The sequence below is a fragment of the Schinkia azotoformans genome (assembly GCF_035811335.1).
Taxonomy (GTDB): domain Bacteria; phylum Bacillota; class Bacilli; order Bacillales; family Bacillaceae_J; genus Schinkia; species Schinkia azotoformans.
On the sequence record NZ_JARSMD010000012.1, the window covers coordinates 47,236 to 73,613 of the forward strand.

At 39.2% G+C, this 26,378-nt stretch carries 25 protein-coding genes, 2 rRNA genes and 1 riboswitch; of the genes, 2 read left to right on the top strand and 25 right to left on the bottom strand.

The window, feature by feature from the left end; all coding sequences use genetic code 11:
* Positions 1-166: 166 nt before the first annotated feature.
* The 5 genes from pcrA to P9E47_RS06725 all read right to left on the bottom strand — a co-directional run bounded on the left by pcrA (position 167) and on the right by P9E47_RS06725 (position 6,708).
* The gene (gene pcrA, locus P9E47_RS06705) at positions 167-2,395 is read right to left on the bottom strand and encodes a DNA helicase PcrA (RefSeq protein WP_003331578.1); all 2,229 of its coding nucleotides are present in this window, start codon (positions 2,393-2,395) and stop codon (positions 167-169) included.
* 186 nt (positions 2,396-2,581) lie between these two features.
* Entirely contained in the window at positions 2,582-3,274 is a 693-nt protein-coding gene (pcrB, locus tag P9E47_RS06710) for a heptaprenylglyceryl phosphate synthase (protein WP_003331577.1), read from the bottom strand.
* 191 nt (positions 3,275-3,465) lie between these two features.
* Positions 3,466-3,783: a YerC/YecD family TrpR-related protein gene (locus P9E47_RS06715; protein WP_003331576.1), complete on the bottom strand. Its 318-nt coding sequence runs from the start codon at positions 3,781-3,783 to the stop codon at positions 3,466-3,468.
* A gap of 19 nt (positions 3,784-3,802) precedes the next feature.
* Positions 3,803-4,882, bottom strand: coding sequence for a DUF3048 domain-containing protein (locus P9E47_RS06720; protein WP_326162922.1), 1,080 nt, complete (start codon positions 4,880-4,882; stop codon positions 3,803-3,805).
* Positions 4,883-4,968: 86 nt separating this feature from the next.
* The gene (locus tag P9E47_RS06725; RefSeq protein ID WP_003331574.1) at positions 4,969-6,708 is read right to left on the bottom strand and encodes an adenine deaminase C-terminal domain-containing protein; all 1,740 of its coding nucleotides are present in this window, start codon (positions 6,706-6,708) and stop codon (positions 4,969-4,971) included.
* 115 nt (positions 6,709-6,823) lie between these two features.
* Here P9E47_RS06725 and P9E47_RS06730 point away from each other — a divergent pair, with 115 nt between their 5' ends.
* Complete coding sequence (locus P9E47_RS06730; protein ID WP_003331572.1) at positions 6,824-7,111, top strand: YgaP family membrane protein; 288 nt, start codon at positions 6,824-6,826, stop codon at positions 7,109-7,111.
* A 46-nt stretch (positions 7,112-7,157) separates the two neighbouring features.
* On the opposite strand, the gene purD is transcribed toward P9E47_RS06730, so the two are convergent.
* The 14 genes from purD to P9E47_RS06800 all read right to left on the bottom strand — a co-directional run bounded on the left by purD (position 7,158) and on the right by P9E47_RS06800 (position 21,190).
* On the bottom strand, positions 7,158-8,432 hold the full coding sequence (gene purD, locus P9E47_RS06735; RefSeq protein ID WP_003331571.1) for a phosphoribosylamine--glycine ligase: 1,275 nt from the start codon (positions 8,430-8,432) through the stop codon (positions 7,158-7,160).
* Positions 8,433-8,446: 14 nt separating this feature from the next.
* A complete protein-coding gene (gene purH / locus P9E47_RS06740) occupies positions 8,447-9,985 on the bottom strand; it encodes a bifunctional phosphoribosylaminoimidazolecarboxamide formyltransferase/IMP cyclohydrolase (RefSeq protein ID WP_326162923.1) in 1,539 nt (512 codons plus the stop codon).
* 87 nt (positions 9,986-10,072) lie between these two features.
* Entirely contained in the window at positions 10,073-10,651 is a 579-nt protein-coding gene (purN, locus tag P9E47_RS06745; RefSeq protein WP_326162924.1) for a phosphoribosylglycinamide formyltransferase, read from the bottom strand.
* A complete protein-coding gene (gene purM / locus P9E47_RS06750; RefSeq protein ID WP_326162926.1) occupies positions 10,648-11,688 on the bottom strand; it encodes a phosphoribosylformylglycinamidine cyclo-ligase in 1,041 nt (346 codons plus the stop codon). The genes purN and purM overlap by 4 nt, the downstream gene beginning before the upstream one ends.
* 50 nt (positions 11,689-11,738) lie before the next feature.
* Positions 11,739-13,142, bottom strand: coding sequence for an amidophosphoribosyltransferase (gene purF / locus P9E47_RS06755; protein ID WP_326162927.1), 1,404 nt, complete (start codon positions 13,140-13,142; stop codon positions 11,739-11,741).
* Between the two features lie 13 nt (positions 13,143-13,155).
* Positions 13,156-15,387: a phosphoribosylformylglycinamidine synthase subunit PurL gene (gene purL / locus P9E47_RS06760; protein ID WP_326162928.1), complete on the bottom strand. Its 2,232-nt coding sequence runs from the start codon at positions 15,385-15,387 to the stop codon at positions 13,156-13,158.
* The gene (gene purQ, locus P9E47_RS06765; protein WP_326162929.1) at positions 15,371-16,057 is read right to left on the bottom strand and encodes a phosphoribosylformylglycinamidine synthase subunit PurQ; all 687 of its coding nucleotides are present in this window, start codon (positions 16,055-16,057) and stop codon (positions 15,371-15,373) included. Before purQ ends, purL begins: the two co-directional genes overlap by 17 nt.
* Complete coding sequence (gene purS / locus P9E47_RS06770; RefSeq protein WP_003331563.1) at positions 16,054-16,308, bottom strand: phosphoribosylformylglycinamidine synthase subunit PurS; 255 nt, start codon at positions 16,306-16,308, stop codon at positions 16,054-16,056. The genes purQ and purS overlap by 4 nt, the downstream gene beginning before the upstream one ends.
* The gene (gene purC / locus P9E47_RS06775) at positions 16,296-17,021 is read right to left on the bottom strand and encodes a phosphoribosylaminoimidazolesuccinocarboxamide synthase (RefSeq protein ID WP_326162931.1); all 726 of its coding nucleotides are present in this window, start codon (positions 17,019-17,021) and stop codon (positions 16,296-16,298) included. Before purC ends, purS begins: the two co-directional genes overlap by 13 nt.
* A gap of 142 nt (positions 17,022-17,163) precedes the next feature.
* Positions 17,164-18,459, bottom strand: coding sequence for an adenylosuccinate lyase (gene purB, locus P9E47_RS06780; protein WP_003331560.1), 1,296 nt, complete (start codon positions 18,457-18,459; stop codon positions 17,164-17,166).
* Positions 18,460-18,492: 33 nt separating this feature from the next.
* Entirely contained in the window at positions 18,493-19,620 is a 1,128-nt protein-coding gene (gene purK, locus P9E47_RS06785; protein WP_003331559.1) for a 5-(carboxyamino)imidazole ribonucleotide synthase, read from the bottom strand.
* Complete coding sequence (purE, locus tag P9E47_RS06790) at positions 19,613-20,104, bottom strand: 5-(carboxyamino)imidazole ribonucleotide mutase (RefSeq protein WP_003331558.1); 492 nt, start codon at positions 20,102-20,104, stop codon at positions 19,613-19,615. The genes purK and purE overlap by 8 nt, the downstream gene beginning before the upstream one ends.
* 140 nt (positions 20,105-20,244) lie before the next feature.
* A riboswitch (purine riboswitch) is annotated at positions 20,245-20,346 on the bottom strand.
* A 92-nt stretch (positions 20,347-20,438) separates the two neighbouring features.
* Complete coding sequence (locus P9E47_RS06795; protein WP_003331557.1) at positions 20,439-20,651, bottom strand: NETI motif-containing protein; 213 nt, start codon at positions 20,649-20,651, stop codon at positions 20,439-20,441.
* A complete protein-coding gene (locus tag P9E47_RS06800) occupies positions 20,648-21,190 on the bottom strand; it encodes a DUF2179 domain-containing protein (RefSeq protein ID WP_003331556.1) in 543 nt (180 codons plus the stop codon). Before P9E47_RS06800 ends, P9E47_RS06795 begins: the two co-directional genes overlap by 4 nt.
* 217 nt (positions 21,191-21,407) lie before the next feature.
* Here P9E47_RS06800 and P9E47_RS06805 point away from each other — a divergent pair, with 217 nt between their 5' ends.
* Positions 21,408-21,842: an Hsp20/alpha crystallin family protein gene (locus P9E47_RS06805; protein WP_003331555.1), complete on the top strand. Its 435-nt coding sequence runs from the start codon at positions 21,408-21,410 to the stop codon at positions 21,840-21,842.
* Between the two features lie 107 nt (positions 21,843-21,949).
* Here P9E47_RS06805 and P9E47_RS06810 read toward each other — a convergent pair whose 3' ends face one another.
* From P9E47_RS06810 to P9E47_RS06835, 6 genes are all read right to left on the bottom strand, one after another.
* A complete protein-coding gene (locus P9E47_RS06810; protein ID WP_003331554.1) occupies positions 21,950-22,927 on the bottom strand; it encodes a siderophore ABC transporter substrate-binding protein in 978 nt (325 codons plus the stop codon).
* A gap of 34 nt (positions 22,928-22,961) precedes the next feature.
* A complete protein-coding gene (locus P9E47_RS06815; RefSeq protein ID WP_003331553.1) occupies positions 22,962-23,723 on the bottom strand; it encodes an iron ABC transporter ATP-binding protein in 762 nt (253 codons plus the stop codon).
* Between the two features lie 23 nt (positions 23,724-23,746).
* Positions 23,747-24,667 carry an iron chelate uptake ABC transporter family permease subunit gene (locus P9E47_RS06820; RefSeq protein ID WP_326162934.1) on the bottom strand — a complete coding sequence of 307 codons (921 nt, stop codon included), beginning with the start codon at positions 24,665-24,667 and terminating at the stop codon, positions 23,747-23,749.
* Positions 24,660-25,610, bottom strand: a complete 951-nt coding sequence (locus tag P9E47_RS06825; RefSeq protein WP_003331551.1) for an ABC transporter permease — start codon at positions 25,608-25,610, stop codon at positions 24,660-24,662. Before P9E47_RS06825 ends, P9E47_RS06820 begins: the two co-directional genes overlap by 8 nt.
* Before the next feature lie 241 nt (positions 25,611-25,851).
* A 5S ribosomal RNA gene (gene rrf, locus P9E47_RS06830) occupies positions 25,852-25,968 on the bottom strand.
* Positions 25,969-26,185: 217 nt separating this feature from the next.
* A 23S ribosomal RNA gene (locus P9E47_RS06835) occupies positions 26,186-26,378 on the bottom strand; the annotation flags it as partial.

Below are 26,378 nucleotides of genomic sequence, written 5' to 3' on the forward strand. Positions count from 1 at the left end.
GCCCAGATTTTTTTCGATCTTGCTCGAAAAACTACCTTTAAAAAATCCGAGGCATCCGCCGGAGGCTTTAATTTTATTCAGCAGGGATTTAACTCCCCCACTGAATTGCATACTGGTTTTCTTTCATCCCACCACTTATGGAAGTGGTGGATACCGCTGAATAAAATTAAATCTTTGTAATTGGTGCGAACTGCGCTAACAGTCTCTTAATACCGGTTGGCTGTGGAAAAGCAATATCAAGCTCTTTATCCGTACCTTCCCCTTTAACACTCACAACCGTACCAATGCCCCATTTTTTATGTTCCACTTTATCACCGACACGCCAGCCAACTTGGTCTCCACCTGTTTTTGTTGCAACAGGGCGAACAACCGATTGCTGAATTCTTGGCTTTGACACTCCAAATGGCGTCGCAGCAGTTGGTTGTCTTTGTGTTTGTTTAGCAAACTCTTCAGCAAGGTTTTCGATTAACTCATCCGGAATTTCACCGATAAACCGTGAAACAGGGTTCATTTGCGTACGTCCAAATAGAGTTCTCATCCGGGCGTTTGTAAGGAACAATTCATTTTCAGCACGTGTAATCCCAACATAGGCAAGACGTCTTTCCTCTTCCATTTCCTCGTCATCCATTAAGGAACGGCTATGCGGGAAAACACCTTCCTCTAAGCCCATTAAAAATACAACTGGGAATTCAAGTCCTTTTGCTGAATGAAGTGTCATTAACATAACAGAATCCTGACTGCCTTCTTCTTCCTTATCCGCCTGGTCAATGTCAGAGATTAGCGCCAAATCTGTTAAAAAGGATACTAAGCTCTTATCTTCATTTGTTTTTTCAAAGTTTTTTGTAACAGATAAAAATTCATCGATATTTTCAAGTCTACCCTCAGCTTCTATCGTCTTTTCAGCCTTCAGCATGTCGCGGTAGCCTGTTTTTTCAAGAACCTCTTCTACTAATTCAGTCACTGATAAAAATTCCTGCATTTGATTCCAGTTACGAATCTGGTCACGGAACTCTATTAATGTATTTGTAAATCTTGCTGAAAGACCCATGAAGTCTACTTCATTTAATGCTTCATTAACAGACATACCCGCTTGAAGGGCATATTCACCAATCTTGTCCAATGTTGAAGCACCAATCCCTCTTTTTGGAACATTAATAATCCGGGCCAGGCTTATATCATCATCAGGATTAGCAATCAGGCGTAGATAAGCTAGAAGATCTTTAATTTCCTTGCGATCATAGAACTTCATGCCGCCGACGATGTTATATTGAATGTTGGATTTTAGTAAAACTTCCTCCATTACCCGAGATTGGGCATTTGTTCGGTATAAAATCGCAATATCTTGGTAGCTGTGTTTTCCGCTCTCGACGATTTCTTTTATTTTCCCTGCTACAAAATGGCCTTCATCCCGCTCCGTATCACCACGATAATAGACTAATTTTTTACCTTCATCATTTTCAGTCCATAGTTTTTTCGGCTTCCGATTTGAGTTTTTTTCAATCACTTTATTGGCTGCATCCAAAATTCGCTTTGTTGAGCGATAGTTTTGCTCCAGCATAATGACGTTTGCATTTGGATAATCCTTTTCGAACGATAAAATATTGGCGATATCCGCGCCACGCCAACGATAAATGGACTGATCGGAGTCACCAACTACACAAAGGTTTTTAAAGCGGGCAGCCATTGATTTCACGAGCATATATTGCGCTCTGTTTGTATCCTGGTACTCGTCAACATGGATGTATTGGAACTTACGTTGATAAAATTCGAGCACTTCCGGAACACGGTCAAAGAGTTGAATCGTCATCATGATGAGATCATCAAAATCCAATGATTGATTTTTCTTCAATCTGTCCTGATAGGCTTTGTAAACATCACTTATCGTATTTCTGTAGTAGTCACTAGCACTTTTTTCGTACTCTTCAGTTGTAATAAGCTCATTTTTAGCACTGCTTATGGACCCTAAAATCGTCTTTGGGTCAAATTTTTTCGGATCGATATTTTTTTCCTTCAAAATTTTCTTGATTACTGATAACTGGTCGCTTGTATCAAGAATCGAGAAATTACGATTCATACCGATTCGATCAATATCCCGACGTAAAATTCGCACACACATCGAGTGGAAAGTCGAAATCCAAATTTCTTCTGCCGTTGGTCCAACAATATTGGCAACACGGTCCTTCATCTCGCGGGCAGCCTTGTTTGTAAATGTAATCGCAAGGATATTCCATGGAGCAACATCCTTCTCACTCATTAAGTAGGCAATGCGATGTGTCAACACTCTTGTTTTTCCACTACCCGCGCCTGCCATAATGAGCAAAGGGCCTTCTGTTGAACGTACTGCTGCCTGCTGCTCAGGATTTAACCCGCTTAATAACCTTTCACTTGTTTGCAAAACGAACACTCCAATCTTAGAAAAGCGCAAGCGCCTTGTTCATCGCCGTACAAACTGGAGGGTCTTCGACTGAGATAAAGGATATCCGGCTACGAACGAAGTGATTCCCTCTGTTGACTTATCGTAGGGAGGAGACCTGAAGTTTGCTAGGCGATAGGCGCTGGAGCTAGACAATAATTTACTATACTATTTGCTTTTTTTAACCGCATCTACAGTTTTCAAAGCCTTTTTCACATCATCATAAACACTATTTCCAACAATAATGGTATCGGCATATTGTGCCATTACCGCAGCTTCCTCTTCATTTGTAATACCGCCGCCATAAAATAGCTGAGTATTATGTAATGCTGCTTTTACGCTTTTCACAACATTAGGGTCCCCGTAGGAGCCACTATATTCTAAATAAAAAATAGGAAGATTGTAAATCCGCTCTGCCATACTTGCATAAGCCACAATATCATCCACTTCCAAATTCGTAATGGCTTCCGTTTGCACAGCGACCTTGGAATCGGCATTTAATACACAATAGCCTTCAACCATAATTTCATCCCAATTCATAATCGCACCATATTCTTTTACAGCCTCGTGATGCAATCCCACAATCCACTTTGTATCCGTACTATTAAGTATCGTTGGGATAAAATAAAAATCAAATCCCGGTGTAATCGATTCAATATTGGATACTTCTAAAACACATGGGACTTGATATCTTCGTATTCTTGAAAGCATATAGATCGTATTATCAAGTGTGACCCCATCCGTTCCGCCAATCATGACAGCATCCGTGCCGGATTCACAAATTAATTCCAAATCTCGATCCGAGATTTCTTTATTGGGGTCTATTTTAAAAATGTGTTTCCATTGTTTAATTTCATACATGAATTAGATCCTCCTGCTTACATAACTAAAATGTATTATACCAAATTTTTTTATCGAAAACTTACTACAGTACACTTATCTAGAAATTAACTGCGTATGCCCGTAAGTTCGGGTCATTTACCCAGAAATCTAATATAAAAACAGAAAAAGCCGACTCACAATTAGAAATCGACTTATTTTCAACCTTTTATTTACTTTTCGACTTCGACATCTTCGTTTTCGTTTTGAATCCGATCCAACGCCATCGTATAAGCATCGTTTCCATAATTCAAACATCTTTTTACTCTAGAGATTGTGGCAGTACTTGCGCCTGTTTCCGTTTCAATTTTGTGATAGGTAAAGCCTTCTCGTAACATTCGTGCAACTTCAAGTCTTTGGGCTAGTGATTGAATTTCGTTCACCGTACATAAATCATCAAAGAAACGATAGCACTCTTCAATATTTTCCAAAGAAAGAATGGCTTCGAAAAGCTGATCAAGTGATTTCCCTCTTAGTTTATCTATTTGCATGTCTTTCGTCACTCCTGTTCTAAAAATCAAAAGAAACCATTTTTTCTAGACCTGGACTAGTTGGAATCACATTTACCCATGTTTTACCTGGAACAAGCCCGGCTTCCTTGCCATCCATGTAAGGGATAATGCGGCCATTAACATTTTTCCATTCTACTTCATGCCTAATACCTAATTGAATTAGATAGCCTTTGCCGCTCCCGTCAAGATCGATATCTCTTCGTCCCGCACTATCAACAACCCTGTGCGGAGCCTCTATAATTAAAATATTATCCACAGTAATCGGAGTTTTTGTTTCACGGTCATTGTATTCTTTGCCGTTAACAAAACGTTGGTACTTTGCTGAATTCTCATCATATATAAAGCTCGTTTTATACGAATTCGAATAGGTTACCGCAACTTCACTAGCTTCTTCCCCACTTACAGTTTTCATTTCTTCTACCGATAAAAATGAGAAAGGCTTGATTTCTTTCGTAAGCGAGAAATTTCTTTTTTCAGCACCCTCTATCAATTTTTCAACTGTCGTATACACGTTATGGGGGGCACTACGAAAGTTTGCCCGATAAAAAAACTGATCATCTGCATACCCTTTACGAACGATGCCTCCGATATAATCAGTAATTTCACGATACTGCAGCAAATCAAAGGCCTCCGGACTTCCACCATAATTAACGTAAATAGCCCCTAAACCTTTGCTCAAATAAATGTAATAATCCCTTGCACTGCGAACAGGGCCGACAACTTCAGGTAGTTCACTTTGAAAAACAGCCAAAAATCTAGTAACAGCACCTTCGGCCAAAATTTCATAGACGATATCCGCCTTATGCAGTCCTGACTGTGGGCGTGCCTTAGGGTGGTTGTTAACCATCACTGCAAATGCACGCTGATTAACTTCATTATATGTACCTATTCCCGTCAATGGATAGTACCCAGAAAACGGTATGTTTGATTTTTTTAAAATTTCTCCTCTTAACTGTGGATCTACATATTCAATAGCAGGTTGATCAACCGGGGTACCTGAAGTGCTTTTGCTACAGCCGGTTACAAAAATAGTAGCAATTGCTGCAACTGTGCATAATAATTTCATCGGATTCTTCATCTAATCCACGACCCTTTTTAAATGAAAGACATAACATCTATCTAATAAGACAAATACTATGTCTTTCTCTTTTATACTTTATCAGTTTAACGCATAATCGAAGGGAAGAGTATAGTTTTTTTCATAACATCGAAAATTCCTTGAGGTGTAACCCGAATATATGGTAAATGAGTTGATGATAAAAATAACAAAGTATATACTGGGTCAACAAACTTATAGCCTCTCTCTTTTAATAATGCAAACAATGTATTTTCTTCTTTTATTAATTCTTCAAGATTTTTAGAAGACATGATTCCGTTCAGCTTTAGTTCAATTTCATGAATAATTTCACCATTCTCCACAAGAACAAGACCGCCGCCAATTTTTTTCATTCTATTAAATGCTGTCAACATGTCTTTCTTATTCTTCCCAATTAATACGATATCACCTGTATTGGAATAAGAGCTTGCAAAACCACATACTTTGTTGGCAAATCCTTTGATAACAGTATTGATTCTCCATTTTCCGTTTTTGTCAACAAGCATTAAGAAGCTTTCATCATGGTCCATTGGCAGTTCATCCACAGAAACGTCAAAACCGATAGAATAAGGCTTCGTTATCACTGAGTTTATCATTTCCATTCCAAACGGCATTGAAAATTGCAAATCATCCGCTGTTAGTTCCCAATCTATTTTTAGCGGTTCCAAGCTGTACTTATCCCATGGGAATTCAGAAACATTAACGATTGGTTTACCGTCTCTTCGCACCCATTTCCCTTTAGCAATAACGGAAACCGGACTCGGATTTCTAATATCATCTAAAATATTTAAATGTGCGATTCTTCCAGGTCCAATCATACCATGAACATGATCAAGATCATAATGCTTGGCAACATTATAGGTTGCCATGTTATAAGCGTCTATTTCAGGGATACCTTTGTCAATGGCGATTTTTATCATTTTATCCAGGACCCCATCCTTGTAAAAGGCAGGTGGTGAACCGTCAGTTGTAAATGTCAATCGATCGAAATTATCGATTCCGAGTTCCAAGATTTCTTCTAAAATCTTAGGCAAGTCAGGGCGTATCGATGAGTACCGTAAAGAAGCCGTATAACCTTGGGTAAGCCTCATTAATACATCTTCACCTGTCATTGACTCATGATCACAATCTACACCCATCAGGCGCATTTTTGTAAGTGTTTTTTCAGATGCACCTGGTAAATGTCCTTCAATTGGCTTTCTTAATCTCTTCGTTTCTTGCATCCAATGAAGCAGTAAATCATCCCCGTCTAAAACCTTTGGCCAAGAGGTCAATTCCCCTCCCTGCATGACCAAATCATGTTCAAGCCATTCTTTAATATTTTCTGGAGAAAAAATTTGTTCCTCCCCCGGAATCTCTGTCTGCGGGTCATACCTGCACCACCAATACATGGAGCTTGGTAAACAATTTAGTTCATCAATCAAAGAAAACGCTTTCTTTTTAGGTAACATTAGTACAAGCATTAAGTTGTCGTTTATCAATGTTGTTGTTCCAGTTTGTGATGCATATTGAGCAAATGTTAGGGGATTATATAATTGAAAAGGATGAACATGTGGCTCAATATAACCAGGAACAACAAATTTATTTTCACAATCTACAAATTCGGTTTGCTCATAAATCTCAGGGAGATCGCTTCCTACGTATACAATGCGGTCTTCGTAAATCCAAATATTGGCCTTTAGCCACTTACGTAACGCTTGATTTAAATAGGTCGCATTTTTTAGTACGATTGATGGTGACTTTTTTCCATTGAGTATCGAAATTTGTTCACGGATGAGCTTTGTCCTCCATCGATAACGATCAGGCATAGTGATCCTCCATTCTCATAACACATTCGTACTCTTATCGTACCATATTTCTTAATTTAACGCACTAAAGAGGCTTAAGAATTTTTGACAAAATAAAGGAGGTAAAATTTTCTTTATGGTTAAACCTAATATTGGTACTATTAACGCCCTTATTCGCATGACATTCGGTTTTACAATGCTGGCATGGGCAACAGCAAAAATGGTAAAAAACCCTTGGCGCGATTCCTATTTCTGGGTTGCTGTCATGGCTGCCATGAAAGTGGCTGAAGGAATTACAAAATTTTGCCCTTTAACCGCTCTTTTTGAGCAATATCAGGATAAACAACAGGACAAAGTCCATGTCGAGGAAACACCATTGGCATTACCGGATGACATTACTGAAGGCATCACAAATCCAACATAAAAGTAAAAGTGGCTAACCATTGGGTTAGCCACTTTGATCTAATTTTCTATTGATGAGCCTTTGCATAAGCAATCGTGCGATAGCCTATATCCTTGCGATAAAATAGACCATCACAATGAACTTTTTCTAATTGTTTATAGAGTTGATTCTGTGCCTCAGCAAGGTCATTTCCTTTAGTCGCAGCGAGGAGGACACGTCCACCATTAGTTACAAAAGAGTCATCTCTTTTCTTCGTTCCTGCATGAAAAACAAAAATGTCATCTGACATAGCATGTAGGCCATGAATCACATGTCCTTTTTCATACTCATTTGGATACCCTGTTGCTGCAAGAACAACCCCTATTACAGCTTCATTCGACCACCTTAGTTCAACCGGCTTGTCATCTAAAATATCATTAATAAGCTCTGCCAAATCATTTTCAAGTCGAGGTAAAATAACCTGTGTTTCCGGATCGCCAAAGCGTGCATTAAATTCAATAACTTTTGGTCCAGTTGCTGTTAAAATAAGACCAGCATATAAAATGCCAGTAAAGTAACGATTTTCAGCAATCATCGCATTGGCTGTTGATTGTAAAATTGTTTTAAAGGCAGTATCAAGTGCTTCCTCAGGAATTTGCGGTACAGGTGAGTAGGCACCCATGCCACCTGTATTCGGACCTTGGTCCCCATCATAGGCGCGCTTATGGTCTTGAGAAATGACCATTGGATAAACCTTCTCTCCCTTCACAAAGGCCATAAAAGAAAATTCTTCACCTTCTAGGAATTCTTCAACAACAACCTTGCTGCTGGCTTCACCAAATTTCGCTTGATTCATCATCTCATCGATGGCAGCAAGTGCGTCCTCTAGTGTTAGCGCAACAACTACACCTTTACCCGCTGCTAAACCGTCTGCTTTAATAACAATTGGAGCACCTTGCTCCTCGATATAGGCTCTTGCCTCTTCGTAAGAAGTAAAGGTTTCATATTTTGCAGTTGGAATATTGTACTTTTTCATTAAATCTTTAGCGAAAGATTTACTTCCCTCTATGATTGCTGCCTCTTTACGCGGTCCAAAGGCACGCAATCCCGCCTCCTCAAAGCGATTGACAATTCCTTCTGATAAAGGGGCTTCCGGTCCGACAAAAGTTAAGGATACCTCCGCTTCCTTCGCAAAAGCAATAAGGCCGTTGTGATCATTTTCATCAATGGCTACCAGCTCGGCAACGTCCGTCATACCGTCATTACCAGGTGCTACATATACTTTTTCAACGTTTGGACTTTGGGCAAATTTCCACGCAAGCGCATGTTCACGACCACCACGTCCTACAACAAGTACTTTCATTAGCTAACCTCTCCTTAATGTTTAAAATGACGAACTCCTGTAAATACCATTGCAATTCCGAACTCATCACATTTCTTAATGGAGTCTTCATCACGAATCGAACCACCTGGTTGAATAATCGCAGTGATGCCAGCCTTTGCTGCTTCCTCAACAGTATCTGGCATTGGGAAGAAGGCATCCGAGCCCATTGCTGAGCCGTTAGCTTTTTCACCAGCTTGTTCAATCGCAATTTTTGCTGAACCAACCCGATTCATTTGGCCAGCACCAACACCAATGGTCATATTATCCTTTGCTAATACAATCGCATTTGACTTAACGTGCTTAACAACCTTCCAAGCTAGCTCAAGATCCTTCCACTCTTCCTCAGTTGGCTTGCGTTTAGTTGGAATTGTGATGGTTGCATCATCCAAACCAAATGTATCCTCATCTTGAACAAGAAGGCCGCCGTGAATCGATGTCATTTTCTTCTCTGGCTTTTTATCTTCTGCAAAAGAAAGTGTTAATAGACGTAAGTTTTTCTTAGAAGTTAAAATTTCCAATGCTTCTTCACTAAAGGAAGGAGCAATTATAATCTCTAGGAAGATCTCTTTCATTTTTAGGGCAGTGGCTGCATCCACCTCACGATTTGTTGCGATAATGCCACCAAAAATAGATACTGGGTCTGCTGCGTAAGCTTTGTCAAAAGCTTCTTCAACAGTTTCACCAACACCAACTCCACATGGATTCATATGCTTTAAAGCAACAACAGCAGGTTTCGTAAATTCTTTAACAATACTTAAAGCAGCGTCTGCATCGTTAATATTATTGTATGATAGCTCTTTTCCATGAAGTTGATTTGCTGCCGCAATCGAAGATTCTGAGCCTAATGGTTTTTTATAGAATGTAGCTTTTTGGTGTGGATTTTCTCCGTAACGTAAGTCTTGACGCTTTTCAAATGTTACAGTTAGTGATTCCGGGTCTTCTTCACCAGCCTGTTTTGTTAAGTATTCAGAGATAACCGCATCATAGGCAGCTGTATGACGGAAAACTTTTGCAGCAAGCTTTTGTTTTAGTTCCTTACTTACATCTCCAGTTTCCTTAATATCAGCTAATACGCGGTCATAGTCAAGAGGATCAACAACAACAGCAACATCACCATGGTTCTTGGCTGCAGAACGAAGCATTGTTGGACCACCGATATCAATATTTTCAATTGCATCTTCGAATGCAACATCCGGCTTCGCAATCGTAGCTTGGAAAGGATAGAGGTTTACTACAACAAGATCAATTGGAGTGATATTATGCTCCTCTAGCGCTTTACTATGTTCAGGATTATCACGAACCGCAAGCAATGCACCATGAATATTGGGGTGAAGTGTTTTTACCCGTCCATCCATAATTTCTGGGAATCCTGTTACTTCAGAAATTCCAATGACCTTCACACCATTTTCTTTTAAAACCTTGCTTGTACCGCCAGTTGAGATAACCTCAACCCCATTTTCAACAAGTGCTTGCACGAAAGGAACGATCCCTTCTTTATTAGAAACACTAACTAGTGCACGTTTAATTGCCATTACTATTTCTCCCCCTTAGAAAGACACGACTTTCCGCCCATAATGGCGGAAGTTGATGTCCTTTCTTATACTGATTTCCACCGAAATTTATACTTTCCTATCAGTGGAACATAATTTTTGTATAACACGTGGATATAATAAATGCTCAACTTGATGGATTTTCGCTTCAAGGCTTTCCCGTGTCTCATATTCATCCATCTTCACCGCTTCTTGAGCAATGATCGGACCTGTATCCATACCCTCGTCAACATAATGAACCGTTACGCCAGTAATCTTCACCTTTGCTTGAAAGGCTTGTCCGATCGCATCTTTTCCAGCAAAAGACGGCAATAGGGACGGATGGATATTTACAATTCTTCCTTCATAGGCCGATAACAATGTTTCACCGATCAAACGCATGTACCCAGCGAGTACAATTAATTCTACTCCGCTCTCATTAAGCTTTTGTAAAATTTCTTTTTCATAATCTGTTTTTGAAGCGAAATCCTTAGGCGAAATCACCAAAGATGGTACACCCGCTTGATCTGCCCGCTCGATTGCATAAGCTCCTGGTTTATCACAAACCATCAAGACAATTTCCGCGGACAGCTGATTAGCCTTTGCTGCATCTACTAATGCCTGAAAGTTAGATCCGCTGCCTGATGCAAACACCGCTATTTTTTTCATTCTAGATTGCCTCCACTAAAGGAAACTCCTTCACCGTTTTTAACACGACCAATCTTATATGCCTTTTCACCAAGAGTTTCAAGTGTCGCTAAAACATCATCTGCTTCACTTTCATTAACAACCGCTACCATGCCGATGCCCATGTTAAAAACATTAAATAGTTCTTTTTGTTTTAAGTTTCCAGTCTTTTCGATCAAATTGAAGATTGGCAATATTGGCCATGTACCATAATCAATTTCGGCCGCTACGCCTTCCGGAAGCATTCTAGGAATGTTTTCAATAAAGCCACCACCGGTAATATGAGCCAAACCTTTTATATTAAATTTCTTGATTAATTCTAAAAGTGGTTTCACATAAATCTTTGTTGGACGAAGTAATTCTTCACCTAACGTACCGTTTAAGCCTTCATATGTCGCATGAAGGTCAAGCTCCCCATCCTCAAGAAGGACCTTACGCACTAATGAGTAGCCATTACTATGGATTCCGCTTGAAGCGATCCCAATTAACACATCGCCCGCTTCAATCGTTGTTCCTGTAATCATCTTTGACTTTTCAGCAACACCTACAGCAAAGCCAGCTAGATCGTACTCATTTACATCATACATACCAGGCATTTCTGCTGTTTCTCCGCCGATTAGAGCACAGCCTGCCTGAACACAGCCATCCGCTACACCTTTTACTATCATTTCAATTCTCTCAGGAAGTGCCTTACCGCAGGCAATATAGTCTAAGAAATAAAGTGGTTCTGCACCTTGAACGACAATATCGTTCACACACATGGCCACACAGTCAATGCCGATCGTATCATGCTTATCCATCATAAAAGCAAGCATTAGCTTCGTACCAACACCATCTGTACCAGAAATTAAAACCGGCTCTTTCACATTCATTTTTGAAAGATCAAACATACCACCAAAGCCGCCTAAACCACCAAGCACCTCAGGACGGACTGTTTTTTGAACATGTTTTTTCATGCGATTAACAGATTCATAGCCTGCTTCAATATCTACACCGGCGTTCTTGTAAGCATTTGACATGTCTTTTATCTCCTCTTTCAGCTATTTTTTTGCAACTTACAGGCCCCTACTTACGACGTCGGGGCCTTAGGTTTTTTTTGAGCCGCCATATTAGAATTTGTGGCTTCATCAGGAAAGACCTCAGTTGGATATTTGCCTGTGAAACATGCCAAACATTGACCGCAGTTTTCATCCTGGTCTTGTCTTCCAATTGCTTTTAATAACCCTTCTTTTGATAAAAACTCAAGGGAATCTGCGCCAATTTCCTGACGGATTTCTTCTATTGACATTGATGCAGCAATTAACTCTTCTTTTGAAGTTGTATCGACACCATAAAAACATGGAAACTCGATTGGTGGTGCGGTGATTCTTACGTGAACCTCAATTGCACCTGCATCGCGAAGTAGTTGAACGATTCTTCTACTCGTGGTCCCGCGCACAATCGAATCATCAACCATAACAACACGTTTCCCTTCCACAACACCGCGTACTGGTGACAATTTCATTTTCACACCGCGCTCACGCATTTCTTGTGTAGGTTGAATAAATGTCCTGCCAACATATCGATTTTTTATGAGTCCTAATTCATATGGAATGCCGGAAGCTTCCGCATACCCAATTGCTGCTGAAATACTAGAATCAGGTACACCTGTTACCACATCTGCTTCTACTGGTGCTTCCGCAACCATTTGTTTACCAAGACGTTTACGTGCAGTGTGAACATTAATATTGTCAAAATCGCTATCTGGACGAGCAAAATAAATATATTCCATGCTGCAAATGGCACGATTAGCATTCATTGTAAATCGTTCAGAACGCAAGCCAGTATCATCAATGATAATAAGCTCACCTGGCATTACTTCACGCTCATATGTTGCCCCAATAACATCAAACGCACATGTCTCAGACGCTAATACATAGGCACCATCAAGGCGTCCAATGGAAAGTGGACGAAATCCATTTGGATCAAGAGCAGCCAATAGTTTCTTTTCAGTCATAATAAGGTATGCATAGGCTCCTTTTAAAATGGACAATGCACTTTTTACTTGATCCTCTATGTTTCCAAAGCCAACCCGTCTAATTAAATGTGCTAGTATTTCTGTATCCGATGTCGTTTGAAAAATAGAACCTTGGTATTCTAATTGACTTTTTAATGCATCCGCATTCGTGAGACTTCCATTATGCGCCAAAGCTAAACTGCCGGTTTGTGAGTTAAATAGTAAAGGTTGAACATTTTCATAACCTTCTTCTCCGGCAGTAGAGTATCGTACATGACCAATAGCTGCTTTTCCAGTTAAACTATCCAATTCACCTGTACCAAACACTTCCGTTAAGAGGCCTGGGCCTTTGGATATTTTTAACGTTTCACCATCTGTTACGACAATTCCAGCACCTTCTTGGCCGCGATGCTGAAGACTGTGTAATCCGTAATAGGTTAAACGCGCTGCTTCAGGGTGTCCCCAAACTCCAAACACACCACATTCCTCCTTATGATTTTGATTTCAACAGGCATGGTATAGCTTCATGCCAAGCACGTTTAAGTTGCTCGGTTTCAGCTGATAACAACTCTACTTCTTTTTCGTCGACGAACGTTAAAACACCTGTTTGGGTAACTTCCCCAATTAAGCTGGCATCTTTTACAATCGCTTCAAATTGTTCTTGATTTTCCTTTTTAACTGTAACGATGAAACGTGATTGTGTTTCACTAAATAAGGCTGTTACAGCATCACCTTTGATTTGGACATCAGCACCTAACTTGTCATCATTCATTAAAGATTCCGCAATGGCAACAGCTAATCCGCCTTCTGCAATATCATGGGCTGATTGAACAAGACCGGATTTGATTGCAGATAGCAATTGCTGCTGGCGCTTAACTTCCAGTTCAAGATCAAGTTCAGGTGCTTTTCCGTAGATCTTCCCCTCAAGCATCTTTTGTAATTCACTGCCGCCAAATTCCGGTTTTGCTTCACCGATTACATAAATTTGATCTCCAGCTTCTTTGAAGCTTTGAGTCGTAATATGCTCAATATCTTCAATTAAACCTACCATACCAACAACAGGTGTCGGGTAAATAGCTTCCCCATTTGTTTCATTATAAAGCGAGACGTTTCCGCCGATAACCGGTGCACTTAATGCTTCACATGCTGCACTCATTCCATCTGTAGCTTTTTCAAGCTGCCAGAAGATTTCCGGCTTTTCTGGATTTCCAAAATTCAAGCAATCTGTAATCGCGAGTGGCTCACCACCGGAGCACACGATATTACGTGCAGCCTCACTTACAGCAATCTTTCCGCCTACTTCCGGATCAAGATATAAGTAGCGTGAATTACAATCTGTTGTCATTGCCAATGCTTTTCTTGTACCGCGAATTCTTAGTACAGCTGCATCAGATCCCGGTGCAACTACTGTATTTGTGCGAACCATATAATCATATTGATCATATACATATTCCTTGCTTGCAATGGTAGGCTGGCTTAATAACTGTACAAGCGTTTCTTTATAATCTATTACTGTTGGAACGTATGAGGCCATCCTTTGGAATTCACCATAATAAGCTGGCTCTTTAGATGGCTTATGATAGACGGGTGCATCTTCTGCAAGTGCATCTACCGGAACATCTGCCACTACTTCCCCTTTATGATATAAGCGGAGCATTTTGTCGTCGGTAACTTTTCCGATCGCTGTTGCTTCAAGACCATATTTATGGCAAATGTCAATAATCTCTTGCTCACGGCCCTTTTGAACAACTAATAACATACGTTCTTGTGATTCAGATAGCATCATTTCATAAGCAGTCATGCCTGTTTCACGCTGTGGGACTAAGTCTAAATTCATTTCAATACCGGAGCCTGCTTTGCTTGCCATCTCACTAGATGATGATGTAAGTCCAGCAGCACCCATATCTTGAATACCAACTAAGGCGTCGGATTTAATAATTTCTAAGCATGCTTCAAGAAGCAGTTTTTCCATAAATGGATCGCCAACTTGAACAGCCGGGCGTTTTGCTTCAGATGCCTCGCTTAATTCCTCTGAAGCGAATGTTGCCCCATGGATGCCGTCACGGCCTGTTGATGCTCCAACATAAAGAATGGTATTGCCAACACCTTTTGCCTGACCTTTCTTTATATCTTCATGATTGATCAAGCCTACACACATCGCGTTTACGAGAGGATTTCCCTCATAAGACGGATCAAATTGAATCTCTCCACCGACAGTTGGGATTCCAATACAATTTCCGTATCCCGCAATCCCATGAACAATTTCTTCGAAAAGATATTTCATGCGCGGTGTTGTGAGCTCTCCAAAACGAAGTGAATCTAGGATTGCTATTGGGCGTGCCCCCATTGAAAAGACATCACGGATAATCCCGCCAACCCCTGTTGCTGCCCCTTGATATGGCTCAATTGCTGATGGATGGTTATGACTTTCAATTTTAAAAACAACGGCTTGTTTGTCACCAATATCAACAATACCAGCACCCTCACCAGGTCCTTGCAATACACGTTCACCTTTAGTCGGGAATTTTCTTAAGACCGGCTTTGAGTTTTTGTAACTGCAATGCTCTGACCACATTACTGAAAATAGGCCTAGTTCTGTATAATTGGGAAGGCGTCCAAGAATTTTTTCGACCATTGCAAATTCTTCATCATTCAATCCCATTTCACGATATATAGCTTCTTCTTTAATTTGCGCTGCTGTTGGTTCAAGAAGTAACGACATGTGCTTCCCTCCATTTTTTCAAGATTGATTGAAATAGTTTAAGCCCGTCTGCACTACCTAATAATTCATCAACGGCACGTTCTGGATGAGGCATCATGCCTAATACGTTTCCTTTTTCATTGATAATTCCAGCAATGTCAGCTTTTGAACCGTTCGGATTCGTGCCATGGTAACGGAAGACAATTCGGTTGTTTTCCTCTAGTTCTTTTAAAGTCTCATCATCACACTCGTAATTTCCTTCGCCATGAGCGATCGGAACAGAAATAATTTCGGATTGTTCATAACCGCTTGTGAACATGGTGTTGTTATTAACGACCTCAAGATCAACCGGACGGCACATAAATTTCAAATTATTGTTGCGCTTCATCGCACCTGGAAGAAGCCCAGATTCCAACAATACTTGGAAGCCATTACATACTCCTAAAACCGGCTTCCCTTCTTCAGCTGCTTGTATAACAGCTTCCATTATGTTTGAGAAACGAGCGATGGCTCCACAACGTAGATAGTCTCCATAAGAGAAACCACCAGGTAGTAGAATTGCATCAAATCTGCTCAAATCTGACTCTGTATGCCAAGCGTATTCTACTTCTTCCCCTAATTCATCCTTAATCGCATGATACATATCAATATCACAATTGGATCCTGGAAAAACGATCACTGCGAATCTCACTGAGCGACAACCTCCTCAATTTCATAACGATAATCTTCAATGACTGGATTTGCTAATAGACGGTCACACATTTCTTTAACTGTTTGTTCAACATCTGCTGTATTTTGATCAAGTGTTAATTCTAAATATTTACCAATACGGACATTAGTTACATCCTTGTAAGACATGCTGTGTAATGAATTTTTAACTGCTGCACCTTGCGGGTCTAAAACACTTTCTTTTAACGTTACATATACCTTTACTTTGAACATTGAGTTACGCCTCCTAAACGTTTTAAAATTTCTTCATAAGCATCTGTTAAATTACCTAAATCACGGCGGAAAATATCTTTATCAAGCTTTTGATTGGTTGCTTTATCCCAAAGACGGCATGTGTCAGGTGAAATTTCATCAGCTAAAATCAATTCACCTTTGTCTGTTACACCGAATTCAAGCTTGAAATCGACTAAAATCACATTTCTTTCTGCAAAAAATGGAGCTAAAATGTCATTCACTTTAAGGGCCGTCTGTTTAATTTTTTGCAACTCTGCTTCCGTTGCTATTTCAAGATGTTGAATGTGATCGTTATTAACGATTGGGTCGCCTAATGCATCGTTTTTATAATAAAATTCAACGATTGCGTTTTTTAGTTCAGTGCCTTCTTCGTTTCCTAATCTTTTTGCAAGGCTGCCTGCGATAATATTGCGAACTACGACTTCAAGCGGAATGATTTTTACTTTTTTTACAAGTTGCTCGGTATCAGAAAGCTTTTCAACAAAGTGGTTTTCAATGCCTGCCTCCGCTAACTTTTCAAAAAGCAATGTCGTAATTTGATTGTTCAAGCGGCCTTTTCCACTGATTTGCGCCTTTTTCTCACCATTAAAAGCAGTTGCATCGTCCTTGTACTCAACCCAAACGATATTTTCTTCTTCTGTGGTGTAAATTCTTTTTGCTTTGCCTTCATATAACAACTGCCCTTTTTCCACTAAAGACTCCCCCGTATTCGGAAATATGCGAAAATTTATATTAAAAAATATTATTTTTGATTGTCAGGCATCACAAACATGGATCGCTTTGTTATTGATACCTGACATCTATTTTAATTTACTTTTATTGAATACAAATTTTTCATTCCAAACCTAAACGCTCGAAGATCATATCAACATGCTTAAGGTGATAATTATAATCGAAGCAATCCTCAATTTCAGCAGAACTTAACTTGCTTGTGATTTTCTCCTCTGCCTCAACAAGTGATCTGAAAGGCACTTGCGTTTCCCATGCCTCCATTGCTTTTGGTTGCACAGTATCATAGGCTTCTTCTCTTGACATCCCTTTATCGATAAGCGCTAATAATACGCGTTGAGAATAAATTAAACCAAATGTTCTTTCCATATTGCGTTTCATATTTTCAGGGAATACTGTTAAGTTTTTCACGATATTAGCGAAACGATTTAACATATAGTTCAAAGCAATTGTTGCATCTGGTAGAATCACACGTTCAGCAGATGAATGAGAAATATCTCGTTCATGCCATAGTGGTACGTTTTCGTAAGCCGTCATCATATATCCACGAATCAGACGAGCAAGTCCTGCCATGTTTTCTGAACCAATTGGATTACGTTTATGTGGCATAGCTGAAGAACCTTTTTGACCTTTAGCAAAAAACTCTTCAACCTCTCTTGTTTCACTCTTTTGTAATCCACGAATTTCAACACCAAATTTTTCAATCGATGTTGCAATCAACGCTAATGTTGACATGTAGTCTGCATGGCGGTCACGTTGTAATGTTTGGGTTGAAATAGGAGAAGCTTTTAAACCTAAGTTTTCACATACATATTGTTCAACGAATGGATCAATATTGGCGTAAGTCCCAACGGCTCCTGAAATCTTGCCAACTCGAATTCCATCCGCTGCGTTTTTAAAACGCTCTAAGTTACGTTTCATTTCTTCATACCAAAGAGCAAGCTTCAAACCAAAAGTAGTCGGTTCTGCATGAACACCATGCGTACGGCCCATCATCACAGTTTTCTTATGCTCAATTGCTTTTTCTTTTAATATCTCAATAAAATTCTCAATATCTTTTTGAAGGATGTCATTGGCTTGTTTCACTAAATAAGAAAGTGCTGTATCAACTACATCTGTTGATGTTAAACCGTAGTGAACCCATTTTCTTTCTTCGCCAAGCGTTTCAGAAACGGCACGTGTAAAAGCAACAACATCATGTCTTGTTTCTAGTTCAATTTCATTAATCCGCTCAATGTTAAAGGATGCATTTTCACGAAGTTTTTTTACATCCTCCTTCGGTATTTCTCCTAGCTCAGCCCAAGCCTCACAAGCTAAGATTTCAACTTCCAACCATGCTTTAAACTTATTTTCCTCAGTCCAAATTGCTCCCATTTCAGGGCGGGTATAGCGCTCGATCATTAAATAATTCCTCCAGTTCCTTCGATGCCTAGCTTAATTATTATTCCATATATTTAAGGATTCATATTTATCTAAAGCTTCTTCAATAGTATTTGCAAGAATATTGAGATGACCCATTTTACGTTTTACTTTCGCTTCCGCTTTTCCATATAAATGAAGCTTGCAATCTGAAAACTGATCAATTTTCTCGAGAACAGGCTGTAGATGTTCCCCTAATATATTAGCCATCACAACCGGCTTCAATAAATCTGGTTTTCCTAATGGCCAATCACAAACTGCACGTATATGCTGCTCAAACTGCGAAGTCTCACAAGCGTTCAGTGTGTAATGTCCTGAGTTATGAGGTCTTGGCGCTAATTCATTAATAAAAATTTCACCATCGGTTGTTAAAAACATTTCCACCGCTAAAGTACCGACCATATTGATTGATTTTGCAAGATTAATAGCTTTTTCAGTTGCTTTTTGGGCGATTTGAGCATCAATTCTTGCCGGTACAATCGATTGTGAAAGAATGTTTTCAACATGAATGTTTTCAGCTATCGGAAAGGTATTAACTTCTCCAGATACGCTTCTTGTAACGATGACTGAAATCTCCTTTTCAAAAGACAGCCATTTTTCCAATACACATTGACCATGTGAAAGAAGTTTTTCAGCATCACTTCTATCATTTGTTTCTTTGATAACAGCCTGACCTTTTCCGTCATAGCCGCCTCTACATGTCTTTAACACGGCTGGCATTCCTAATTCTTCTAGTCCAGCCTGTAAATCTTCTATATTATTAACAAGAAAATATGGGGCAACCTCAGCTCCGCTTCGGACGATTGCCTTCTTTTCATTGGCACGATCTTGTGTTATTTTTATCAACTCACTGCCTTGTGGTAAATAAGCATTCTCTTCAAGCCACCCTAAGACAATGTGATCCACATTTTCAAATTCATATGTAATCACATCGCTGACCTCGGCTAATTTCTTAGCTGCATCCAGATCATCATAGGACGCAACAATTTCGATATCGGATACTTGCGCACACGGGGAATCCTTTGTTGGGTCCATAACTGCCACCCGATAGCCCATTTCTTTTGCAGCAATAGTCATCATTCGCCCCAACTGTCCGCCGCCGATAATTCCAATCGTTTGTCCAGGTACTATTCTTTTAGCCAAGTTGATCACTACTTTCTAATACAGCATTTCGTGTTGCAATACGTCTATTTACTAAGCGTTCATCGATTTCAGGAAATTGTGTCCCTAAAATTTGGGCCGCAAGTAAGCCTGCATTCATTGCACCTGCTTGCCCGATTGCTACTGTTGCTACCGGTACACCACCCGGCATTTGTACAATCGATAGCAATGAATCAAGTCCATTCAACGACTTTGATTGGACCGGAACGCCAATAACAGGTAATGTCGTCTTTGCCGCAACCATACCCGGTAAATGTGCCGCACCCCCGGCACCAGCGATGATAACTTTAATTCCTCTACCTTTTGCTGTTTCCGCATATTCAAACATTAAATCTGGTGTCCGATGGGCAGAAACTACTTTTTTCTCATAAGGGATTTGACATTCATCTAAAATAACACATGCATGTTCCATTGTTGGCCAATCAGATGTACTACCCATAATAACCCCAACTAAAGGTTGCTCCATGGAAAAAATCCTCCTACTAAATGAAATAAATAAAGTCCAGGGCAGATACTTTCATGAATGAGAAAGGAATCCACACCTGGACATGATTACATAAAGAAATAAAGAGAAATAGCCATTCCTTATGCAAGGGTCGTGCCACTGATGAAATATACCTTCCTCATAGTCCGATCATTTACGGTAATCGGGTAGAAACTTTCGGGCCTTATTCCCAATGATATATGAGGCGATGTTGGCTTTTCATTTTACCTTCTTAATTTTAACAAGCAATTCTTAAAAATGTCAACAAATATCGAACAATATTATTTTATTAAGATTTTAATGTTCGGTTTTTGCTTCACTTATTTTCTTGTTTCAATATACCTTCAAACACTATTTTTTGCTTATGGACCTTTTGAACGATTGTTTTTCCTTCTTTTACCTCGATAAACACTGGCTCTTCCATTCGCCTTACCGGCTGGTAGCCCTCTTTATCCATTCTGTCTAAACAATCGGAAATACTCTCATGATCCTCAACTTCAAACCTTTTCTTTTTTGGTTTATCGCTCATTGACCTAATCTCCCTTTTCGAACTGACTTCACCCAAAAACCGCCATAAATTGTTTTAGGTTCATAGGCAATGATAAATGCTTTTGGATCGATTTCTTTAATTAATTTGTATAAGGATTCTTCATACTTTCTTGGTGTTAAAATTTGCATGGCCAGCCGATCGCCTTCCATCCCATAAGCCATCCAGCTTGTCACGCCATATCCTTTTTCTCTAAGCAGCTTTGTGAAAGGCTTTTCCCACTCATTGGAAATTACATTCACGGTAATATAACCTAGTGCTAATTTTTCTTCTATCTTCATGCCTACTAAAACCCCTAAAGCATATCCCACGGCATAAGCAATCAAATTCTGAATCTGATCCAGATTGTCCAATACTAGACCTAAACCAACTACATAAATGACAACCTCAACTGAGCTTATCGCAGCTGCAAGGTACCGCTGACCCTTCAACGTTAAAATCATTCGAATTGTAAAAAATGATACATAGACAATATTTATAGAAAGAATAATGGCAACCATCACTACAGAGTTTTGCAGCATTCGGAGATTCCACCTTACCTAATGGTTTATTTCCCCTATTCTACAACATTCGACTATTTATGAAAAGGAATCCTCCTCATGTTGCATTTTAACTAAAAATCTCCTGTTAATTAGTACCAATTTGTCACAGATATCTGACATTAGACAATCACCCAAAACCACAAATAGCATATGATGAAAAATAGAATAGCAAAAGCAGGAAGGGGGCCTATATCCTATGGATCCATTTAAAAATTGGCAGGAATGGCATAAAAATATCGATACTTTTTTAGGTGACGGTTTTTTAAGCAGTTTTGAAAGCATTCTTCAATATAATCATTTCCCTCTAGTAAATGTATGTAAAACTGAAAATGAAATATTGGTAATAGCTAACATTCCTGGGTTAAATGATATTAACAACGTCGATGTGTATATTGATTACCAGTCACTCGAATTAAAGGGTGATATTAATTTACGTTACAAAGGCTATAACTTAGTTCAAGATGAGTTATTTAACGGGCATTTTGAACGAAGCATCGAGTTGCCATACCCTGTTAAGGATGACAGAATAGATGCCACTTATCAAAATGGTTTACTTATTATCCATCTTCACCGCCTAATTCCCGATGATATGCGGCGACAAAAGATTTCTATTAAGAAAATTGAAGAATAGGAAAAGCTGACAAAGAAAAAATGCCTGACATCATGTCAGACATTTTTTCTTTTGAGCGACCCACAGGGTCGGGAACTCTGGCCCAGGGATTTCTGACCCAGCCAACTTTATTGAATGGCAGCCTCAATTGCCTTTACCATCCCAGCAACGGAAACAAGTCCACCTCCGGATAAGTACCAATAATTAGGATCTAAATAAACGATATTTCCATTCTTATATGCTTTTGTATTTTTGATTAACTCGTTTTCGATCGTTTGTTTTGCAGAGGCATCACCGCCCACTACTGCATCACGGTCAACTACAAATAAGTAATCCGGGTCTTTTTCCATAATATATTCAAACGAAATATTTTGACCGTGTGTAGAAACTTCGATATTTTCATCTACAGCTTTTAAACCAAATACATCATGAACTAATCCGAATCTTGATCCTGGTCCGTATGCACTTAGGTTACCTGCGTTTGCTAAAACAATTAGGGCATTTTGACCACTTGCTGTTGCTTTTTCATGAAGGGATTTAATTGCTTCATCCACCTTGACGAGTTCTGCCTCTACTTCTGCCTCTTTATTAAAAATTTGACCTAATGTTATAGAGTTTTCTTTATATGAATCCATATATCTTGTGTAATCGACCCCCATGTGGATGGTTGGTGCAATTTTATTAAATTCCTCATAAAGATCAGCCTGACGATCTGAAATAATAATTAAATCTGGATTAAGACCGGCAATCGTTTCAAAATCCGGCTCTTTTAAACCTCCAGCATTCACATACTTAGAATCTTCATATTTTGATAGATATATAGGAATGGTGCCGCCTTGCGGAACAGCTGCTATCTCAACCCCAAGTTTATCCAATGTGTCTAATACACCGAAATCAAATACGACTACTTTCTCAGGATTTTTTGTAACAGGGGTTTCTCCAAGCTTGTGCTTAATCGTTAATTCAGTAGCTCCGGGCTCAGTTGCATTGTTTGCGGTTGTATTATTTTCTGTTTGCCCAGCTGGTTGACTTGAACTGCCGGTACCGCATGCTGCAGTAACAATTGTTAATACGAATACTAAAAATAATAATGCTAGCTTTTTCATTTACTTTCCACCTCTAAAATTTTTTTATTGTATTTTAACCTGCAAAATAAATCCCAATTTTGTTCTCGTTAATTGTTTCAATTTGGATATCCATATCATAAACCTCTTTCAAAACCTGCTTTGATATAATTTCCTCTGTAGTGCCCTCCTTGATCACTTTGCCACCTTTTAAAGCAACAATATAATCTGAATAACAAGAGGCAAAATTAATATCATGAATGACAATAACAACGGTTTTATCCAACTCATCAACTAGTTTTCGCAACACCTTCATGATCTGAACGGAATGCTTCATGTCTAAATTATTGAGCGGTTCATCCAAAAGGATATACTCCGTATCCTGAGCGATAACCATCGCAATATAGGCTCTTTGTTTTTGACCACCACTTAATTGATCAAGATATTTATGTTGGATATCTTTTAACTCCATATAGTTAATAGCTTCATCGACATATTTCCAGTCCTCTCTCGAAAGCCTGCCATGTGAATACGGAAAACGCCCAAAACTTACTAACTCCCTAATGGTGAGACGAATATTAATATGATTCGATTGTTTTAAAATAGCAATCTTTTTAGCAAGTTCATTGCTTTTCCAGCGGCTAAGTTCAGCTCCATCAACCAATACATCTCCATCATCCTTCGTAATCAAACGGCTGATCATGGAAAGGACGGTACTTTTACCGGCCCCATTCGGTCCAATAAAAGAAGTAATTTTTCCTTTAGGAATGTTAATAGAAACATTATCAATGACATTTTTACTTCCATATTGCTTCCTCAGTTTTCTTACCTCGATCATAATTTTCTCCCCCTCAAAAGAAGCTAAATGAAATAAACTCCACCAATGAAATTGATGATGACACTTATCGTTGTTGAAAAAGTAAATACTCGTTCAACAAGCAATTGACCACCGACTAAGGCAATAATACTTATGAAGATTGAACCTAAAATCAACTGTGAATGACGGTATGTTTTTAAAAATTCATGAGCGACATTGACGACAAGCAACCCTAGAAATGTAATCGGACCAACAAGCGCGGTTGAAACAGAAACTAACACAGAGATAATGATTAACAGCCTTTTTACTACATAATCGTAATCAACCCCTAGATTTACAGCCTGTTCTTTTCCTAGAGATAAAACATCTAGGTATCTTGCAAACTTTTTAAAATAAATAGCAACGATGATTACAATAACGAACGATATGACGAGTAGGTCGGTATTTACATTATTAAAGCTTGCAAACATCTTATCCTGAACAACAAGAAATTCATTTGGATCAATGAGCACCTGCATAAAGGAAGAAACACTTTCGAAAAAAGTTCCAAATATTAACCCTACTAATAATAAGAAGTAAATATTTTGGCCTTCACGTTTAAAAAGAACCTTAAACAGCACCGCCGCAAAGATCATCATCAAGCCAACTGAGATGATAAAATTTATGTTTTTATCTGTAACCGTTTGGCTGGTAGACCCAAACATGAATATAATAAATGTTTGGATGAGCAAGTAAAGTGAATCCAAACCTATTAAACTGGGAGTCAAAATTCTATTATTCGTAATCGTTTGAAACACCATCGTTGAAAAGGCGATAACAGTTCCCGTTAACATAATGGCAAGAATCTTCTTCCCCCTACTTGGCAGGATGTAATCCCAATTGCTGCCGATGTCGACAAACAAAAATAGCGTTACTAATAAAGCTGATAATACGACAAGAACGATTATTTTGACCTTATTACTCATAAGCTTTTCTCCTCAATAACAGGTAAAGAAAGATTCCACTCCCAATGACGCCTACGGTTACGCCGATAGCAATTTCGTAAGGATAAATAATGACCCTACCTAGAATGTCACAGGCTAGCACAAACACTGCGCCCAATAATGCGGTATGCGGAAGATTTTTCTGAAGGTTATCCCCTTGATATATTGTCACAATATTAGGAATAATCAACCCGAGAAAAGGTATCATCCCTACGGTAAGCACAACTAATGAGGTAATTAAGGCGACAATTGTTAAACCAATATTAACAACCTGCTTATACTTCAGACCCAAGTTCGTCGAAAATTCTTCCCCCATCCCAGCAATCGTAAATTTATTTGCATAAAGGTAGGCAACAATCAATAACGGAATGCTGATGTATAGGAGTTCATACCGCCCTTGAATCATGAGTGAAAAATTTCCTTGCAGCCACGATGACATATTTTGAATGAGATTATTTTTGTAAGCAAAGAAGGTTGTCATTGAATTTACGATACTCCCAAACATTAACCCTACTAAAGGAATAAAGATGGCATCTTTAAACTTAATTTTGTCGAGAATTTTCATAAATAAAAATGTCCCCGCAAGTGAAAATACAAAGGCAATCAGCATTTTTTCAAGTGGTCCTGCTGAAGAAAACAGCATAAGCGAAACTAAAATCCCGAATCTTGCCGAATCCATTGTCCCGGCAGTTGTCGGTGATACAAACTTATTTCTGCTCAGCTGCTGCATAATCAATCCACAAACACTCATACCCATTCCTGCAATAATAATGCTCAATAAACGCGGTATACGACTGACATATAAGATTTGCGTTTGATCATTACTTAAATTGAAAATGTGCTTTGGAGATAGATCGGTAACCCCGATAAAAATCGAAGCCACCGATAATACAATTAACGCGAAAACAAGATATCGTTTTTTCATAACTTACTTTCCCCTGTAGTTTACTTCATCGATTTTATGTATATATTGTTAATTGATAATAAGATCGTCAGTTGATAATGAGATTCGTTATCATTTATAACCTATTTTTATCTTAACAGTAGTGATAATCATTGTCAATTAGAATTATGAAAATTTTGGGTGAGCCAGAGCCACAGGGTCGGGTTCTCTGTCCCAAAATATGCAAACAAAAAGAGTAGCATCTCTGCTACTCTTTTTGTTTGCTTGGCAACGTCCTACTCTCACAGGGGGACAGCCCCCAACTACCATCGGCGCTGAAGAGCTTAACTTCCGTGTTCGGAATGGGAACGGGTGTGACCTCTTCGCTATCGTCACCAAACATATATTAAATTGAAGGTTGTTCCTTCAAAACTAGATAATCTGCATTCATATTTACCGTGCATTCACTGTCCAGCTCCGGCGCCTAGCGACTAGTGGACTTCACCCATCTCCCTACGATAAGTCATCATCGAATCGCTACGCTCTTCGTGATTCCTTTATCTCAGTCGATGTGCTCCAGTCCATACGTCGCTAAACAGGCGCCTCCGCTTTTCTATTTGGTTAAGTCCTCGATCGATTAGTATCTGTCAGCTCCACGTATCGCTACGCTTCCACCTCAGACCTATCTACCTCATCGTCTCTGAGGGATCTTACTTCTTACGAATGGGAAATCTCATCTCGAGGGGGGCTTCATGCTTAGATGCTTTCAGCACTTATCCCGTCCGCACATAGCTACCCAGCGATGCCTTT

Excerpts from the sequence above, each read along its gene's own strand:
- pcrB (WP_003331577.1), bottom strand. The coding sequence starts at position 3,274 with ATGTATGAAATTAAACAATGGAAACACATTTTTAAAATAGACCCCAAT.
- P9E47_RS06715 (WP_003331576.1), bottom strand. The coding sequence starts at position 3,783 with ATGCAAATAGATAAACTAAGAGGGAAATCACTTGATCAGCTTTTCGAA.
- P9E47_RS06720 (WP_326162922.1), bottom strand. The coding sequence starts at position 4,882 with ATGAAGAATCCGATGAAATTATTATGCACAGTTGCAGCAATTGCTACT.
- P9E47_RS06725 (WP_003331574.1), bottom strand. The coding sequence starts at position 6,708 with ATGCCTGATCGTTATCGATGGAGGACAAAGCTCATCCGTGAACAAATT.
- P9E47_RS06730 (WP_003331572.1), top strand. The coding sequence starts at position 6,824 with ATGGTTAAACCTAATATTGGTACTATTAACGCCCTTATTCGCATGACA.
- purD (WP_003331571.1), bottom strand. The coding sequence starts at position 8,432 with ATGAAAGTACTTGTTGTAGGACGTGGTGGTCGTGAACATGCGCTTGCG.
- purH (WP_326162923.1), bottom strand. The coding sequence starts at position 9,985 with ATGGCAATTAAACGTGCACTAGTTAGTGTTTCTAATAAAGAAGGGATC.
- purN (WP_326162924.1), bottom strand. The coding sequence starts at position 10,651 with ATGAAAAAAATAGCGGTGTTTGCATCAGGCAGCGGATCTAACTTTCAG.
- purM (WP_326162926.1), bottom strand. The coding sequence starts at position 11,688 with ATGTCAAATGCTTACAAGAACGCCGGTGTAGATATTGAAGCAGGCTAT.
- purL (WP_326162928.1), bottom strand. The coding sequence starts at position 15,387 with ATGTCGTTACTTCTTGAACCAACAGCAGCGCAAATTAAAGAAGAAGCT.
- purS (WP_003331563.1), bottom strand. The coding sequence starts at position 16,308 with ATGTTCAAAGTAAAGGTATATGTAACGTTAAAAGAAAGTGTTTTAGAC.
- purB (WP_003331560.1), bottom strand. The coding sequence starts at position 18,459 with ATGATCGAGCGCTATACCCGCCCTGAAATGGGAGCAATTTGGACTGAG.
- purE (WP_003331558.1), bottom strand. The coding sequence starts at position 20,104 with ATGGAGCAACCTTTAGTTGGGGTTATTATGGGTAGTACATCTGATTGG.
- P9E47_RS06795 (WP_003331557.1), bottom strand. The coding sequence starts at position 20,651 with ATGAGCGATAAACCAAAAAAGAAAAGGTTTGAAGTTGAGGATCATGAG.
- P9E47_RS06800 (WP_003331556.1), bottom strand. The coding sequence starts at position 21,190 with ATGCTGCAAAACTCTGTAGTGATGGTTGCCATTATTCTTTCTATAAAT.
- P9E47_RS06805 (WP_003331555.1), top strand. The coding sequence starts at position 21,408 with ATGGATCCATTTAAAAATTGGCAGGAATGGCATAAAAATATCGATACT.
- P9E47_RS06810 (WP_003331554.1), bottom strand. The coding sequence starts at position 22,927 with ATGAAAAAGCTAGCATTATTATTTTTAGTATTCGTATTAACAATTGTT.
- P9E47_RS06815 (WP_003331553.1), bottom strand. The coding sequence starts at position 23,723 with ATGATCGAGGTAAGAAAACTGAGGAAGCAATATGGAAGTAAAAATGTC.
- P9E47_RS06820 (WP_326162934.1), bottom strand. The coding sequence starts at position 24,667 with ATGAGTAATAAGGTCAAAATAATCGTTCTTGTCGTATTATCAGCTTTA.
- P9E47_RS06825 (WP_003331551.1), bottom strand. The coding sequence starts at position 25,610 with ATGAAAAAACGATATCTTGTTTTCGCGTTAATTGTATTATCGGTGGCT.